Genomic DNA, 15,483 nt, shown 5'->3' on the forward strand with positions numbered 1-15,483 from the left:
GAATAATGAACGGATAAAACAGTAGCAGCGATAGCGCAGGATGGACAGACCGCCGTGGAGGATTCGGATTAGGGACGCGCGCAGGGGGGCAAAGCGCGCTTCACGGTTTGTGGGGCGGGCCGCCTCAATTGCTCTCGACGCGAGGATTGGCGTGGGTCGGCTGGCTGGGATAATCCACCTGATGCTTGTGCAGATAATCGCGTATCAGCTGGCGCACCACCTGGGAAGGGGTGACGTCCTGCTGCAGGCACAGCTCTTCCAGGGCTTTCTTCTTGTCCGGGTCAATCAGCACCGTTAGCCGCGCCGTTTTCTTTTCCATCAGGATCCTCCAGAGAATGATGACTGAATGATAATACCATGTGAGCGAAGCGGCCAGCCAGACCGCGCCGCCGCTCGTCTTTAGCGGAAATGCAGCCGCTCTATCTTGCGTGACAGGTAGCCGAGTTCGCAGTTGAACAGCTCGCCGCTGCCGGCGGCCAGCGTGCGCAGCGTGCTGAGCGGCAGCGACACCTGGGCCGGCGTAGCATAAATGATCACGTTGCCGCTGGGGGCGACGCAAAACAGCACGGTGGCGAATATCCGGTGCAGGCTGTGGTACAGCAGGCTGTTTTCGTCGGGCAGATCGTGGTAATTCAGCACCAGCCAGCCCCCGTCATTCAGCCGCGCGGCGCAGTTCTCCAGGAATGTCTGGGTGCCTTGCTGCGGATCCATGGCGAACGCCGAATAAAGATCGGAGAAAATCAGATCGTAACGCGTTTCGGCGGGCGGGCGCACGAAGTCCATGGCGTCGGCGGTGCGCAGGCTGATGGTGTCGGTGGCCGGCAGCGTAAAATAGCGGCGCGCGACGGCGATTACCGCGGCGCGCAGCTCGACGACCTCCAGGCGCATAGCCGGATCGAGCGCGTGCAGCGCACGCAGCAGGCTGCCGCCGCCTAACCCCAGGATCAACGCCGACGTCGGCGGCTGCCAGGCCACCGCCATCAGCATCGCTTTGATGTAGTTGTGGATCGGCTGCGCGGGGTTGCTGAGGCTCATCTTGCTTTGCTCGCAGATGCCGTCAAACCGCAGCGTGCGGTAGTCCTTGTGATCGGAAACGATGATTTCGCCCCAGGCGTCGGCTTCGCGAGCGATCACCTGGCCACGCGGGGAGAAATCGAGGGTTCTGAGTAAGCTGTCAACCAGAGACATGGTATTCGCAGGGCTCCTTTGGCAAGCGGCCTGTTTACTTACGGGCGCACATGAAATCGGCGGTGCAAATGCGCCGGCCATCGATGCTGGCACGGCCGGTGAAGCGGGCGATCGCGCCGCGCCGGCGTACAAAGGCGACCTCCATCAACACCTGGTCGCCGGGACGGGCGGCGCGATAAAACCGCGCCCGCTGAATGGAAGCGAAATAGTAATGTTCCCCTTCGTTCAGCGCCCCGAGATAGTAATGCGCCAGCAGACCGGTGCTTTGCGCCAGCGCTTCCACCAACAGCACGCCAGGAAAACCGGCGAAGCGCGCATGGCCGCTCCAGAACGTCGGCTCATTGGCGGTGATGTTCTTGATGGCGCTCAGCCGCCCTTCGGCGATGCAGGTGCCGGCGGGCAGCACGCGATCGACCAACAGACAGGGATAGCGATGAGGCAGAATCGCCTGAATATCGTGGAATTGCAGGGGGTGACCATGTAATGGCATGGGGGAGCGTGATCCTGTCTGCGGCGAATCCGGCGCGATGGCCGGCGTTCGGTCCATAATGAGTGTAATGACATTATAATAAAATTATCATCAGATGTGCCAGATGAAAGACATGACGGCGGCGACGGTTGGGAAACAGCGAAGGAGGGGAAGACACCCGATCCTGACGATCGGGCGTGGCGGCGCGTTTAGTGCTTGGAGCGGGTCACCTTGTCCAAATAACCCATCACGAAGGCGGAGAGCACGAAGGTGAGGTGGATGATCACATACCACATCAGCTTGTTGTCTGGCACGTTCTTGGCGTCCATAAACACCCGCAGCAGATGGATGGACGAGATGGCGACGATAGACGCGGCGACTTTGTTTTTCAGCGAGGTGGCGTCCATTTTGCCCAGCCAGCTCAGCTTTTCTTTTCCTTCGGTGATATCCAACTGCGAGACGAAATTTTCGTACCCGGAGAACATCACCATCACCAGCAGCCCGCCGACCAGCGCCATGTCGACCAACGACAGCAGGGTCAGGATCAGATCGGCTTCAGCGACGGAGAAAATGTTGGGCAGGACGTGCAGGATCTCCTGAAAAAATTTGATAGACAGGGCGACCAGGGCCAGTGAAAGGCCGAAATAAACCGGCGCGAGCAGCCAGCGGGAGGCGTACATCGCGTTTTCTAGCAAGCGTTCCATCATAAAATTGTTTTGAATGCGTAGCAAAAAGGGCGCTCAGTATAGCGCAAGAGGCCTGGGTGAAATCAACCGCTTGCGCCAGTAGAGGGCGATATCAGGCCGCTACGCGTGCCGTTTTGCGCCCGCAGCGGATCCACAGCGCCACGGCCCCCGCCGCGGTTGCCAGCGCCACGACGCCCGGCCAGCCCGCGCTTGCCAGAATGCGGCTGCCGAGGGCGGCGCCGGTCGCCATGCCGATGAATACGCCGGTGAACAAGAGGGCGTTCAAGCGGCTGCGGGCCGCCGGATCAAGACCGTAGACGATGGTCTGGTGTGCGATCAGCGTCGCCTGGATGCCCAGATCGAATCCGACGGTGCTCAGCGCAATGAGCGCCAGCTGCGCCGGGAGCGGCAACAGCGGAAGCAGAAACATCAGGGCGAAGGCGGCCAGGACCAGTGCCGCGCCGATGCGGGTCACGGCGTCAGGGCCGTGCCGATCGGCCAGGCTTCCCGCCAACGGCGCCGCCAGCGCACCCGCCGCCCCTGCCAGACCAAACGCGCCGGCCGCCGCGCTGCCGATCTGGTAGCGCTCCGCCAGCATCAACGCCAGCGTTGACCAGAAAGCGCTGAAGCCCAATGACAGAAAGCCTTGCGCCAGCGTTGCACGCCGCAGCTCGGGATACGCGGCCCACAGATGCCCCAGCGAGCGCAGCAGCGCGGGGTAACTCAGCGCGTTATGGGGGCGAAGACGCGGCAACATGCGCCAGATAGCCAGCGTGATCGGCAAAACGCCCAGCGCCGCTAGCGCGTAAACGCTGCGCCAGCCGGCGAACTCGGCGAGCGCGCCGCTGAACACGCGCGACAGCAGAATACCGGCCAATAGCCCGGTCATCACCGCGCCGACGGTTTTGCCGCGGCTGGCCTCCGGCGCCAGCGTGGCGGCGGCGGGGATAATGTCCTGGGCGACGGTGGCGGTCAGGCCTATCGCCAGGCTGCTGAGCAACAACAGCGGGAATGAGGCGGCAAACGCGCAAAGCAGCAGCGTCAGCGTCAGCAGCGCGCCTTTGATCAGAATGATCCGCCGGCGATCGTACCGGTCGCCCAGCGGCGCCAACAGTAAAATGCCCAACGCATAACCCAACTGGGTCAGCGTCGGCACCATGCCGGCATCGGCGACGCCGGCGTGGAAATCGGCGCCCATCATGCCGAGCATGGGCTGGCTGTAATAGATTGAAGCGACGCTGAGGCCGGCGCCGGCGGCCAGCAGAAACACGACGTTGGCGGACGGGGCGCCGTTGGTGGCGGTGGTGCTCATGGCAAAGATCCCTGCAAAGTGAATGTGCGGCCATTTTTACCGCTTGCTTCATTCCGCTGTAGCCCCCTCGCAGGTAAAACTGTTATACATTTAACGTATGAATAAAATTAATTTACCCAACGGCGACCGCATAACTTTGCTGCATACGCTGGTGCGCATCGTCGAAAGCGGCAGCCTGTCGGCGGCGGCGCAGCAGCTGGGCACCTCACAACCGACGATCAGTCGGCGTCTGCAGGCGTTGGAGCAGCTGCTGGGCGCCAAACTGATCCAGCGGACGACTCACGCCCTCAAACTGACCGACGACGGCGAGCGCTGTTACCGCCAGGCGCGGGGGCTGATCGAGCAATGGCAAAGCCTGGAAGAAGGGCTGGGCGGCGCGCGCGACGAACCGGTCGGGGTGTTGCGCGTGCGGGCGCCGCACGCTTTCGGCCAGGATCAGCTGATCGGTCCGTTGGGCGAGTACTTGCGGCGCTACCCGCAAACTTACGTTGAGTGGACGCTGAACGATCATTCTCCGGACTTTATTCCCGAAGGCGTGGATTGCGCCATTCACGTCGGTGCTGTGACCGATCCGTCGGTCGTGGCGGTATTGCTGGCGGAGGTGCCGCGCAGCACGGTAGCGTCGCCGGCGCTGCTGAAGAGCCGAGAGCCGGTTCGCTGTCTTGACGATTTGGCGCGGTTGCCGTGGCTGGCGTTGAACAGTTTTTATCGCAATGAAGTGGTGCTGACCCATGTTGAGCGCGGCGAGCAGGGGCGGTTCGATATCACGCCGAGGTTGAGCACCGACAGCCTGTACGCGGTACGCAAGGCGGCGCTGGAGGGGCTGGGCGTCGCGATTGTCTCCTCCTGGCTGGTGCGGGACGATGTGGCCGACGGGGCGCTGCAAACCGTGTTGCCGGCCTGGCGCGCCGCGCCGCTGCCTATCTACCTGCTGTATCCCTACGCCAGCTATTACCCGGCTCGCCTGCGCAAGTTCATGGAAATGATGAAAGAAGTGATGCCGCGCATTCTCGGCGCGCGGCCGCCGGCGGCGGGCTGACGCCGTTCAGTGCCGGGCTTTTTTGCCGTCGTTGTGGCCGAGGGAACGCTCGGGAAAGCTGTGATCGCGCAGCCGCTGCTTTAACTGCGCCGCATCGGGGAAGCCGCCGTCAATTTTGCGATCCCAAATCATCACGCCATCGACGCTGATTTGATACACCCCGCCGGTGCCCGGCATCAGGGTGACGGAGGCGAGATCGTCGCCGAAGGTATTGAGCAGCTCTTGCGCCATCCAGCCGGCGCGCAGCAACCAATTGCATTGTGAACAGTAGTGAATCGTAACGGCGGGGGCATTTTTCATCGTTGATCGACCGGTTAGTGGTGACGGCTTGCAATCAGCCTGATGGCTCGCAAGCGATGGTGGCTGTGTATCGCCAAATAGTCAAGCGCCTGCGGAAGCCGCGAGGCGCGGGTAACGATGACGGTCGCTATGGCTTGCTTTTGGCAAACCATTCGACCCCGCGCAACATGCCTGCCCAGTAAAATTTGGGTAAAAACCAGGCCTTCAGCCACCATGCCATACGGCTGGGATGCGTATTGTCGAACAGAGGAAAGGTTGGGAGCAATTTACTGTCGTAACCAAACTCCGCCAGAACAACCTTGCCTTTCTCTACCGTCAATGGGCAGGAGCCATAACCATCATACCGTGCCGCATCAGGAGCGCCGTTAAGCTGCGCCGCAATGTTCTCTGCCACCACCACCACCTGTTTGCGAGCCGCCGCCAGGGTTTTGGCATTTGGCGTGGCGCAACAGTCGCCAACCGCAAAAATCGTCTGCCACTGCTTATGCCGTAGGGTGAATTTATCCACGTCGCACCAACCGGACTCGTCAGACAACCCACTTTGCGAAATGAACGCCGGCGCAGATTGCGGCGGCACTACGTGCAGCATATCGAAGGGCAGTGTCACTTCGCGTTTGCCTTCTTCATCACCGTCCAGAGAAAAGGTCGCTTGCCGACGCTGCCCATCAACGCGAACTAAATTATGCCGGAAGTTGACCTGTGCGCGGTATTTTTTCAAGTAATCGGTCAGCGGAGGAACAAATTGCGGCACGCCGAATACCGCCGCGCCCGCCAGGCAAAAATTGACGTTAATATTATTAAGGACACCTTGTCGCCGCCAGTGATCGCATGAAAGGTATAAGGCTTTTTGCGGCGCGCCGGCGCATTTTATCGGAATTGGTGGTTGAGAAAATATCGCCTCGCCGCCTTGCATTTCACGAACCAGTTTCCAGGTGTATTCCGCAAGATCAAAACGATAATTAGAGGTGACGCCATTCATTCCCAACGTTTCTTCAAGACCCTCTATTTTATCCCAACGTAAAACGAGTCCGCAGGCAACAATAAGGAAGTCGTAGTTTATTTTCTGCCCTTGGCGAGTCTCGACATATTTTTGGCCGGGCTCCACTCTCACCACGCTATCCTGAATCCATGCGGTTCCTGGGGGGATGACGGCGCGCATGGAACGCCGCGTTTCATTGATATCAAAAAGCCCGCCGCCCACCAAGGTCCATGCCGGTTGATAATAATGACAGTCGCCAGGTTCAATTACCGTTATATCAATGCCTTTAACTCGCTTCCTTATGCTTGCCACGACGCTTATTCCAGATGAACCACCGCCAATAACAACAATTTTTTTCTGGGTGTTTATTTTTTCCGGTTTCATGCAGGCCTCCTTTCATAAGAAAGTAGGGGGTTAATGCCCAGATTAAAAGGGAATTCATAGAACTTATGGTTATATTAAAAATTACATATTCGATTTAGCTATATGTAATAACTAAATGTAATAAGTTATTTGACAATCAATGCGAACTGATCGTTAATAAATGCCACAAACACCGTTCAGGAATTAGCGCATTGGATTTTTTCCATTTTACTTTTTATACCCTGATGTTATTGGTGATAACCGGAGGAATAGTCGGATTTCTCTTGGCCCTGACAGGCGGAGGCGGCTCCATCGTTTGTGTGCCGCTGCTGCTGTATATGGTGCAAATCCCGGATACGCATTTGGTGATAGGCACCAGCGCCATGGCCGTCGCCGTCAGCGCGCTGCTCAACCTTTTTGCGCACGCCGCCAAAGGAAACGTCCGGTGGCGAACCGGCATTGTCGTGTCGCTGGTCGCGGTGGCAGGAACGCTGGCAGGTTCACAGATGGGAAAAATCACGGACGGGCGCTATCTAACCCTGCCTTTCGCTTTGCTGATGCTGATTGTCGCCGGATTAACGCTGAAAAAAAATCACCGGGCCGGCAACGGGTTGGCTTCCCCGGATGCAACCTTTCATCCCGCCATCGTGTGGCTCAGCGTGTTGGCGCTCGGCGCGGTGGCCGGCTTTCTGGGTATCGGCGGCGGATTTTTAGTGGTGCCGGCGCTGCTCTGGTTTTTCCGCTTTTCGCTGCTTGAAGCGGTGGCCACCTCGCTGGTGGTGGTTTCTGCCATGGGTTTATCGACGAGCGCAAGCTATGCCTTGTCCGGCAAGGTGTCGCTCGTCATCACGTGCTGGCTGATCGTCGGCGGTGTTCTGGGGGGCGTCGTGGGGGTTGCGCTCACCGAACGCCTGAAGAAACGCGAGGACATTATCCGTGTGCTCTACGCCGCCATGCTCTTGGTGCTGGCCCTTTATATGCTTTTTAAAAGCTTATAAGACAGAAGGAAAAAATATGCGCATCCGTACATACCATCATCAGCTCTCCTTTTCGGGGGCGCCCGCAGCGAGTGATTTCGCTACCCTGCATCAACAAGGTTACCGGCTTATCGTCAACAACCGGCCAGATGAAGAACCGGGGGAGCATCTATCCCATCAGCAAGAGAAAATGCTGGCTGAAGGCATGGGCATAGACTACGTCTATCTTCCTTACACGTTCGACACGCTGACCTGGGAGACCGTTTATACCTTCCATTACCTGTTGCGGCGAGGCAAGAAGACCCTGGCGCACTGCCGGAGCGGGGCGCGCTCAGCCTGCCTTGCTCTGCTGCATGCGCTGCGCGAAGGGCGGATCGATGAAGCGCGATTCCGCAGCCAATGCGAAGAATATGGCGCGGATGCCGATAAGGCGCTCAGCTGGTATCGCCGGCATCAGTCCGTTCAGTCTCATGCGCAAGTGCACGCATTTTATGAGCCGGAAAGCGGCAGCCTGCAGTATGTCGTCGCCGATCCCGAGGCGCGTCGCTGCGCCATCATCGATCCGGTACTGGATTTTGACCGCCGATCGGGCACGGTATCGCATCAGCAGGCGCACACCATTTTGAGCTTTATCCGGCAGCAAGGGTGGGGCGTGGCCTGGGTGCTGGATACGCACCCGCATGCCGACCATTTTTCTGCCGCAACCTGGCTGGCGCAGAAAACCGGCGCCCTCAGCGGCATAGGCGAAAAAATTACCGCCGTGCAGGGGCTGTGGCAAGACATCTATAATTTGAAGGAACTGCCTCCCGCCGAGACCGTGTGGGATGCGCTGTTTGCGGATGGGGACGTCTTTTTTATCGGCAACCTGCGCGCTGAAGTCTTGCTGTCTCCTGGCCACACCCTGGCTTCCGTCACGTATCACATTGCCGATGCGGCGTTTATTCACGATACGTTTTTCATGCCGGACAGCGGCACCGCAAGGGCTGATTTCCCCGGCGGAAATGCGGAAGCCCTGTGGGATTCGTTGCAGCGGATCTTGAGCCTGCCAGCGGATACCCGCCTGTTTACCGGCCACGATTATCGCCCGGCGGGGCGTGAGGCCCGCTGGGAAAGCACCGTGCGAGAGCAGCGCGAGAACAACCCCTGGGTGGCCAACATGGATAAAGCCCAATTTATCGCGCAAAGGAAGCAGCGAGACGCCACGTTGCCGCATCCGGAATTGATGCTGATGGCGCTGCAGGTCAACATTCGCGGCGGCGTTCTGCCTGATTGCGAAGATGATGGGCGGCACTACCTCAAAATCCCTGTTAATCGCTTCAAGGGGTAAATCAAGCCAGAGAGGCGCGATCGTTCACGGCTGCCAATCTCAAGGCGATCGCGCCGTCTGTTAATGGTTTTTTATGAAATAATCAGACTGATTCATATTTAATTATTTGTTTTTACACAAAACACGCGGCGCTTGCCCTCGCCGAATACAGTCACTACATTAACAACTGTACTTCCCACACTGCTAAGGAAAACACCATGAAAGCTGCCGTAGTGACGAAAAACCATACCGTAGACATTCAGGATAAAGTGCTGCGCCCGCTGAAGCACGGCGAAGCGGCGTTGAAAATGGAGTGTTGCGGGGTGTGCCACACCGATTTGCACGTGAAAAACGGCGATTTCGGCGAGGTGCCGGGCATTACGTTGGGGCATGAGGGCATCGGCGTGGTCTCCGCCGTCGGTGAGGGCGTCACCTCGTTAAAAGTGGGTGACCGCGCCAGCGTCGCCTGGTTTTACCAGGGTTGCGGCCACTGCGAATACTGCGTCAGCGGCAACGAGACCCTGTGCCGCTCGGTGAAAAACGCCGGCTACAGCGTTGACGGCGGCATGGCGGAAGAGTGCATCGTGGTGGCGGACTACGCGGTGAAAGTGCCGGACGGGCTCGATTCTTTCGCCGCCAGCAGCATCACCTGCGCCGGCGTCACCACCTACAAGGCGGTGAAGATTTCCGATATCAAGCCGGGGCAGTGGATCGCCATCTATGGCCTGGGCGGGCTGGGCAACCTGGCCTTGCAGTACGCCAAGAACGTGTTTAACGCCAAAGTGATCGCCATCGACGTCAATGATGGCCAGCTGGAGTTCGCCAAACAGATCGGCGCCGATCTGACTATCAACTCCAAAACGCAAAACGCGGAGGAGATCATTCAGCAGCAAACCGGCGGCGCTCACGCGGCGGTGGTGACGGCGGTGGCGAAAGCCGCCTTCAACTCGGCGGTCAATGCGGTGCGCGCCGGCGGTAAAGTGGTGGCCGTGGGGCTGCCGCCGGAGAGTATGGATCTGAGCATTCCGCGTCTGGTGCTGGACGGCATTCAGGTGGTGGGTTCGCTGGTGGGCACGCGCGAAGATCTGAAAGAGGCGTTCCAGTTCGCCGCCGAAGGCAAAGTGACGCCGAAAGTGACCAAACGGCCATTGGGCGATATCAACGCCATCTTCGAGGAGATGAAGGCGGGCACCATTCGCGGTCGCATGGTGATCGATCTCGGCATGGCGAAGTAGGCCACGCGAAAAAAGAAGGCCACCTGCGGGTGGCCTTCTTGTTATCTCATTACGCCGGCTTCAGAACAGGCCCAGCGGTTTGGCGTCGTAGCTGACCAGCAGGTTTTTCACCTGCTGATAGTGCGACAGCGCCGCCTTGTGGGTCTCGCGCCCGATGCCGGAGTTTTTGTAGCCGCCGAACGCGGCGTGCGCCGGGTACAGGTGGTAGCAGTTGGTCCATACGCGGCCGGCCTTGATCGCGCGTCCCATGCGGTAGGCGCGGTTGATGTCGCGGGTCCACAGCCCGGCGCCCAGCCCGAACTCGGTGTCGTTGGCCAGCGCCAGGGCTTCGGCCTCATCCTTGAAGGTGGTGACGCCAATCACCGGCCCGAAGATCTCCTCGCGGAAGAAACGCATGCTGTTGTCGCCGGTGATCAGCGTCGGCTGCAGGTAGAAACCGTTTTGCACTTCGTCGCCGCGCTGAGCGGGCTCGCCGCCCGCAACGATTTTGCCGCCCTCGTTTTTAGCGATGTCGATGTAGGACAGGATCTTGTCGTACTGCTGTTTTGACGCCTGGGCGCCGATCATGGTCTCAGTGTCGAAGGGATCGCCCTGGCGGATGGTGGCGATACGCGCCAGCACTTTCTCCATGAACTGCGGGTAGATGGACTCCTGGATCAGCGCGCGTGAAGGGCAGGTGCAAACCTCTCCCTGGTTGAAAAAGCCCAGCACCAACCCCTCAACCGCCTTGTCGATAAACGCCGGCTCCGCCTGCATGATGTCTTCAAAATAAATGTTCGGCGATTTGCCGCCCAGCTCGACGGTGCTGGGGATGATGTTCTCCGCCGCACAGGCGAGAATGTGGCGGCCGACCGGCGTGGAGCCGGTGAAGGCGATTTTTTCGATGCGTTTGCTGCGCGCCAGCGCTTCGCCGGCCTCGGCGCCGAAACCTTGCACCACGTTGAGCCCCCCCGGCGGCAGCAGATCGCCGATCTCTTCCATCAGCACGCTGATGCCGAGCGGCGTCTGTTCCGCCGGTTTCAGCACCACGCAGTTACCGCCCGCCAGCGCCGGCGCCAGTTTCCAGGCGGCCATCAGCAGCGGGAAGTTCCACGGGATAATCTGGCCGACCACGCCCAGCGGTTCATAGATATGGTAGGCCACGGTATTTTGGTCGATCTCCGCCGCGGTGCCTTCCTGCGCGCGCAGGCAGCCGGCGAAGTAGCGGAAATGGTCGACCGCCAGCGGCAGATCGGCATTCAGGGTTTCGCGGATCGGTTTGCCGTTGTCCCAGGTTTCGGTCAGCGCCAGCATCTCCAGCCGCGACTCGATGCGATCGGCGATCGCCAACAGCACATTGGCGCGTTCCTGCACGCTGGTTTTACCCCAGGCGCCCGCCGCCGCATGCGCCGCGTCAAGCGCCAGTTCGATGTCTTTGGCGTCGGAACGCGGGAATTCGGCGATCGGCTGGCCGGTCACCGGCGAGGTGTTGGTGAAGTAGTTGCCGGATACCGGTTCGACAAATTTGCCGCCAATGTAGTTGCCATAGCGTGGACGGAACGAAACCAGCGAGCCAGGCAAACCGGGGTGAACATATTTCATGTGAAGCACCTCTCTGCAGATGATAACCGGCGCTATTGCGCTGCGCCTGTGAGTGCGGCCTGTCGCCGCAGCACAGAGAAGCACGCCCCGTGCCAGATTAGCGAAGGACGTAGTATTCGTAAAAAAATGGCTATTTATTAAAACGTTAAGCACTGATGTGGGTAAGCCAATCGAGCGGTTCCGCTGCCGCCGATGATTTTTTGTGTTCCGTGTCGCAACGCCTGATACACATCCATGATACATATTTGCAACACTTGCAGCCGGGGGAGAAACGCATGTTGCCTGACGATCGCTTGCTCACTGAGAGCGCCAGTTTGCTGACCCACCCGCTGGCGGAATCCTGGCAGCGCAGCCGCAGTTACGGCCTGACGCGCGCCGATCAACATATCCCGTTTATCAAAGCCGGTCTGCTCGAAGAACTGCGCAGCCGCAACGACTGGGTGCCGCAACGGGTACAGCCGCTGATCGAACAGTTGGGCGCGCAAATTACGCGTCAACCGGCCATCGTGGTGATCGCCGACGCCGACGGGCTGGTGTTGGAAACCCGTGGCAATCACGATTTTCTGCACAAGGCGTCGCGCTTTGCGCTGGCGCCGGGCAACCAGTGGGGAGAAGCGGAGCGGGGCACCAACGCCATCGGCACTGCGCTGGCGCTGGGCGCTTTCTGCGAAGTGCGCGGCGATCAGCATTTTCTCAACCAAAACGCCGGATTGAACTGCACCGCCGCGCCGATCTACCGGCCGGATGGCCATATTGCCGGCATACTGGATCTCTCTGCCCCGGCCCAGCGCCCGTATCCTGATGCGCAGCGTCTGATCATGCAGGCGGTGCGCCATATCGAACACCGCTGGGTCAGAAGCGCGATCGCCGATCGTCACTGGACGCTGCGCCTGCACGCCGACGCTGGCCGCCTGGGCAGCGCGCAGGAACTGCTGCTGGTGTTTCACGACGAAGTGCTGATCGCCGCCAATCGGCTGGCGATGGTCGAGTTCCAACTCTCGCCGGCCGCATTCGGCTCGCTTGAATTCGCTCAGCTGTTCCCCGATCTGTTGCGGCAACCCTCCGGCGCGCCGCGCCAGACGCTGGCCGGCAATCAACGGCACTATTATTCGCTGCTCGAGGCGCCCCAGCGTCGCGTTAGCGCTCTGCGTTCGACGCCGCCGGCGGAACGGCACGACGAGCAGCATCAGAAAGCGTTGCGCATTCTCAACGCCGGCCTTTCTCTGTGCGTGACCGGCGAAACCGGCTGCGGCAAGGAGCACTTCAGCCGCCGCCTGTTTCAGGAAAGTCGCTGGCACAACGGCAACTTCGTGGCGATCAACTGCGCGGCGCTGCCGGAACCGCTGATCGAGTCCGAACTGTTCGGCTATGCGCCGGGGGCGTTTACCGGCGCCAACCCCAAAGGCTATATCGGCAAGATCCGTGAGGCGGACGGCGGCGTGCTGTTCCTCGATGAAATCGGCGACATGCCGGCGGGCCTGCAAACGCGCCTGCTGCGGGTGTTGCAGGAGAAAACGGTCACGCCGCTCGGCAGCCGCAGCGCCTATGCGGTCGATTTCGCGCTGGTTTGCGCGACGCACCACGATCTGCATCGGCAGGTGCAAACGGGGGCGTTTCGCGAAGATTTATTGTATCGCATACAGGAATACAGCCTGCGCATCCCGCCGCTCAGAGAGCGGGCGCAATTGGAGGCGTTCATTCTGCAGCTGTGGCGGGAGCTGGGCGGCGAACGGCGCGACATTCGCCTGTTGCCGGAGGCGCTGGCGATGCTGGCGCGCTATCCGTGGCCCGGCAACGTGCGGCAATTGTTAAGTACGCTCAAGGTGCTGCTGGCGCTGGCGGACGATCGCGCGGTGATCACCCTGGACGATCTGCCGCAGTCGATCGCGGTACTGTCGCCGCGCCAGGCATGCGCCGACGCCGGCGGCGAGGATCTGCAGGCGGCGATCGACAGGGCGGGCGGCAATCTCAGTCGGGCGGCGAAGGCGCTCGGCGTTTCGCGCAGCACGCTGTACCGCAAGCTGGGGAGGCGAAGAGCGGTATAAAATGACGATGAAATATATTTTTATAATGTTAATTATTATATTTTATTATCTTTATCATGATTTTATATAATAGATTAATATGGCCATGCGTTTCAATTCATGGCCAGTATTTTTATTGCTAGCTGATTAACTTGTTTGCCTCTTTTGCTAATATAATGCTTCGTGCCTTTATAAAGTCCTTGTATGGTAGACTTAATCCATCTTTAGGGATGTAAGATGAGCTTAATATTTTTTCTTTTTTATCAGGATCAATTCTTTTCTCATATTCAGATGGCGATGAATTCTGAATTGATGCATTATCTCTTTTTGATAAGAACGAGAAATTTGCCAATGGATATATATCTACTTTATTTTTTAGCTTGAGCTTCTTCTCAAGATGGTCTTTCGGGAATATATGATGGTATTCTCTTTTATTACATGCTAACAATACTTTCTCTAAATCTACTTTTGAACCTGAAAGGAACGAAAGAGGTTTCCTATTGGCAAGGAAAAGTATGAATGTCTTGGTATTTACTGAGGTCATTTGGAATATGTTTTTTGTGAAAAAATCAGGCGTCACAGTATATGTCCTAGACTCCAGATCGGCTAAGTCGTTTTTTAGAAGTTTATCCATAGCTAGCACGTCTAGTTTTACAGCCGTATCGACACTGTTTGAGTAGCGACGAGAAAAACAACTGTGCCAGAACCATTTCACTAAAGCTTGCCTTTGCTTTGAAGATGGATGGAAATCTGATCTTTTTTCAGTTGAAAAACAACGAGATAATGGTATTAGCATTGATTTGTAAGGTAAGTTTTTAAATGAGGCGACTTTACAGTCTTTTTTTAAGAATTCAACAGCCCCTAAAATACCTGTCTGAAACTTCTTAAATTTATTCCTAACTTCTGTCCCATTAAGCTCAACAACAGATTTAGCTGAAGCATCGCCTTTTATTACTGCGGCACAGCATTTTAATAATAAATCTGCTTCATCGCCGAGTTCTTTATAACCATGATCATCTAAGTCGTCCCCCAGCTCCTCAAACTTTGCCCTTAAATCAAAATCACCACTCCACGTCCAAGCCGAAAGCAGTTGATATGTATCTAAAGGCATTCCCCCTCTGTTCACTCTTTCAAATATGATCGCTATTTTTGAGTGATCATCTATTTCAACAGTTTCAACAGGGATTTGCACATCAAGAAAAGCAGCTTGTAGTTCGTCAATTTCTCGAATCCTATTTTGGTCGTAAAACTCTCTGACATATTTACCGAAATTCTGTATGTCAAAAAGTAGATTTAGAGGGACATGATTTTTTTTACATCAGTTTTTTCTAAGGCAATAAACTGAGAGTCTTGAACATCACTCTTTGCATCAATATCAAAATATATATCTAGCCAATTTCCAAAACTCTTATCTTTTTCCAATTCAGTTTGAAATGTGGCAAATATTGAGGTTATTCTTTGTTGTCCGTCAAGGACATAATCAATTGGATAATCTTTTTTTGGAGCTGGCAAGTTAAATGGCCCTAACATTTTATCATGTTCAAGCTTCTCTTTTGTCTTCCACAACAGCAAGGTTCCTACTGGGTATTTTTTAAAAAGACTATCCATTAGAAATTGTACTCTATCGGGTTCCCAAACAAAATCTCGTTGAAATGCAGGGATCCGGATTTCGCCGTCAGATACTGCTTGTAGTAATTTACGGATAGTAATAGTACTTACGCTCATTTTCTTCCCTTTCAAAACGCTGAATGTTTGTGGTTCATATAATATCAAAGTTAAATTCACATTCAACCAGATAGTCTGTTGAATGTAAATTAATGTCATATTCTGTCTGTCAAAATTACAGCTGCATTGTTATTGACCTTGTTTATATGCTTTCATTTAATTTATTCAAACTGGATTAATTATCATGATTTGCATTCTAAGGTGCGCTCATAGAAAAAGTCAGCTGAAGTTTTTCATATGTCGATCTAATGACCCTTCTCATTGAATTTTGCAGCTAGTTGAATCTGAGGCTATGTACT

15 protein-coding genes are annotated in these 15,483 nt (G+C 56.7%); 5 read left to right on the forward strand and 10 right to left on the reverse strand.

What is annotated here, in order from left to right:
• Positions 1 to 124 precede the first annotated feature (124 nt).
• The 5 genes from ACJ8IP_RS03455 to ACJ8IP_RS03475 all read right to left on the reverse strand — a co-directional run bounded on the left by ACJ8IP_RS03455 (position 125) and on the right by ACJ8IP_RS03475 (position 3,655).
• Entirely contained in the window at positions 125 to 319 is a 195-nt protein-coding gene (locus ACJ8IP_RS03455; protein ID WP_004928567.1) for a ribbon-helix-helix protein, CopG family, read from the reverse strand.
• 80 nt (positions 320 to 399) lie between these two features.
• Positions 400 to 1,188, reverse strand: a complete 789-nt coding sequence (locus tag ACJ8IP_RS03460; protein ID WP_047026131.1) for a spermidine synthase — start codon at positions 1,186 to 1,188, stop codon at positions 400 to 402.
• Positions 1,189 to 1,222: 34 nt separating this feature from the next.
• A complete protein-coding gene (fabZ, locus tag ACJ8IP_RS03465) occupies positions 1,223 to 1,678 on the reverse strand; it encodes a 3-hydroxyacyl-ACP dehydratase FabZ (RefSeq protein ID WP_033643035.1) in 456 nt (151 codons plus the stop codon).
• Between the two features lie 188 nt (positions 1,679 to 1,866).
• Positions 1,867 to 2,361, reverse strand: coding sequence for a TIGR00645 family protein (locus ACJ8IP_RS03470; RefSeq protein ID WP_025302805.1), 495 nt, complete (start codon positions 2,359 to 2,361; stop codon positions 1,867 to 1,869).
• 94 nt (positions 2,362 to 2,455) lie between these two features.
• The gene (locus ACJ8IP_RS03475; protein ID WP_108680707.1) at positions 2,456 to 3,655 is read right to left on the reverse strand and encodes an MFS transporter; all 1,200 of its coding nucleotides are present in this window, start codon (positions 3,653 to 3,655) and stop codon (positions 2,456 to 2,458) included.
• Between the two features lie 97 nt (positions 3,656 to 3,752).
• On the opposite strand from ACJ8IP_RS03475, the gene ACJ8IP_RS03480 reads away from it, so the two are divergent.
• Positions 3,753 to 4,694, forward strand: coding sequence for a LysR family transcriptional regulator (locus tag ACJ8IP_RS03480; protein ID WP_033650428.1), 942 nt, complete (start codon positions 3,753 to 3,755; stop codon positions 4,692 to 4,694).
• A gap of 6 nt (positions 4,695 to 4,700) precedes the next feature.
• Here the strand turns inward: ACJ8IP_RS03480 and ACJ8IP_RS03485 are convergent, their stop codons facing one another.
• Both ACJ8IP_RS03485 and ACJ8IP_RS03490 read right to left on the reverse strand, forming a co-directional pair.
• Positions 4,701 to 4,994: a SelT/SelW/SelH family protein gene (locus ACJ8IP_RS03485; protein ID WP_033643038.1), complete on the reverse strand. Its 294-nt coding sequence runs from the start codon at positions 4,992 to 4,994 to the stop codon at positions 4,701 to 4,703.
• 127 nt (positions 4,995 to 5,121) lie between these two features.
• Positions 5,122 to 6,357 carry an NAD(P)/FAD-dependent oxidoreductase gene (locus ACJ8IP_RS03490; RefSeq protein ID WP_198793164.1) on the reverse strand — a complete coding sequence of 412 codons (1,236 nt, stop codon included), beginning with the start codon at positions 6,355 to 6,357 and terminating at the stop codon, positions 5,122 to 5,124.
• 191 nt (positions 6,358 to 6,548) lie between these two features.
• Between ACJ8IP_RS03490 and ACJ8IP_RS03495 the strand changes: the two genes are divergently transcribed.
• From ACJ8IP_RS03495 to adhP, 3 genes are all read left to right on the forward strand, one after another.
• On the forward strand, positions 6,549 to 7,334 hold the full coding sequence (locus tag ACJ8IP_RS03495) for a sulfite exporter TauE/SafE family protein (protein ID WP_033650426.1): 786 nt from the start codon (positions 6,549 to 6,551) through the stop codon (positions 7,332 to 7,334).
• A 16-nt stretch (positions 7,335 to 7,350) separates the two neighbouring features.
• Positions 7,351 to 8,640 (forward strand): bifunctional sulfur transferase/dioxygenase Blh, encoded by a 1,290-nt coding sequence (gene blh / locus ACJ8IP_RS03500; RefSeq protein ID WP_442524300.1) that lies wholly within the window; start codon positions 7,351 to 7,353, stop codon positions 8,638 to 8,640.
• 197 nt (positions 8,641 to 8,837) lie between these two features.
• Positions 8,838 to 9,854: an alcohol dehydrogenase AdhP gene (gene adhP / locus ACJ8IP_RS03505; RefSeq protein ID WP_033643042.1), complete on the forward strand. Its 1,017-nt coding sequence runs from the start codon at positions 8,838 to 8,840 to the stop codon at positions 9,852 to 9,854.
• Between the two features lie 60 nt (positions 9,855 to 9,914).
• On the opposite strand, the gene exaC is transcribed toward adhP, so the two are convergent.
• On the reverse strand, positions 9,915 to 11,435 hold the full coding sequence (gene exaC / locus ACJ8IP_RS03510; RefSeq protein WP_442524301.1) for an acetaldehyde dehydrogenase ExaC: 1,521 nt from the start codon (positions 11,433 to 11,435) through the stop codon (positions 9,915 to 9,917).
• 275 nt (positions 11,436 to 11,710) lie between these two features.
• Here exaC and ACJ8IP_RS03515 point away from each other — a divergent pair, with 275 nt between their 5' ends.
• On the forward strand, positions 11,711 to 13,480 hold the full coding sequence (locus ACJ8IP_RS03515; RefSeq protein WP_273974303.1) for a sigma-54-dependent Fis family transcriptional regulator: 1,770 nt from the start codon (positions 11,711 to 11,713) through the stop codon (positions 13,478 to 13,480).
• A 118-nt stretch (positions 13,481 to 13,598) separates the two neighbouring features.
• On the opposite strand, the gene ACJ8IP_RS03520 is transcribed toward ACJ8IP_RS03515, so the two are convergent.
• Positions 13,599 to 14,651 carry a hypothetical protein gene (locus tag ACJ8IP_RS03520; RefSeq protein WP_442524302.1) on the reverse strand — a complete coding sequence of 351 codons (1,053 nt, stop codon included), beginning with the start codon at positions 14,649 to 14,651 and terminating at the stop codon, positions 13,599 to 13,601.
• 101 nt (positions 14,652 to 14,752) lie between these two features.
• Positions 14,753 to 15,184 carry a DUF262 domain-containing protein gene (locus ACJ8IP_RS03525; RefSeq protein ID WP_198772372.1) on the reverse strand — a complete coding sequence of 144 codons (432 nt, stop codon included), beginning with the start codon at positions 15,182 to 15,184 and terminating at the stop codon, positions 14,753 to 14,755.
• Between the last annotated feature and the right edge of the window lie 299 nt (positions 15,185 to 15,483).

Origin of the sequence: Serratia sp. CY52157 (assembly GCF_052168495.1) — a bacterium.
Lineage (GTDB): Bacteria > Pseudomonadota > Gammaproteobacteria > Enterobacterales > Enterobacteriaceae > Serratia > Serratia ureilytica.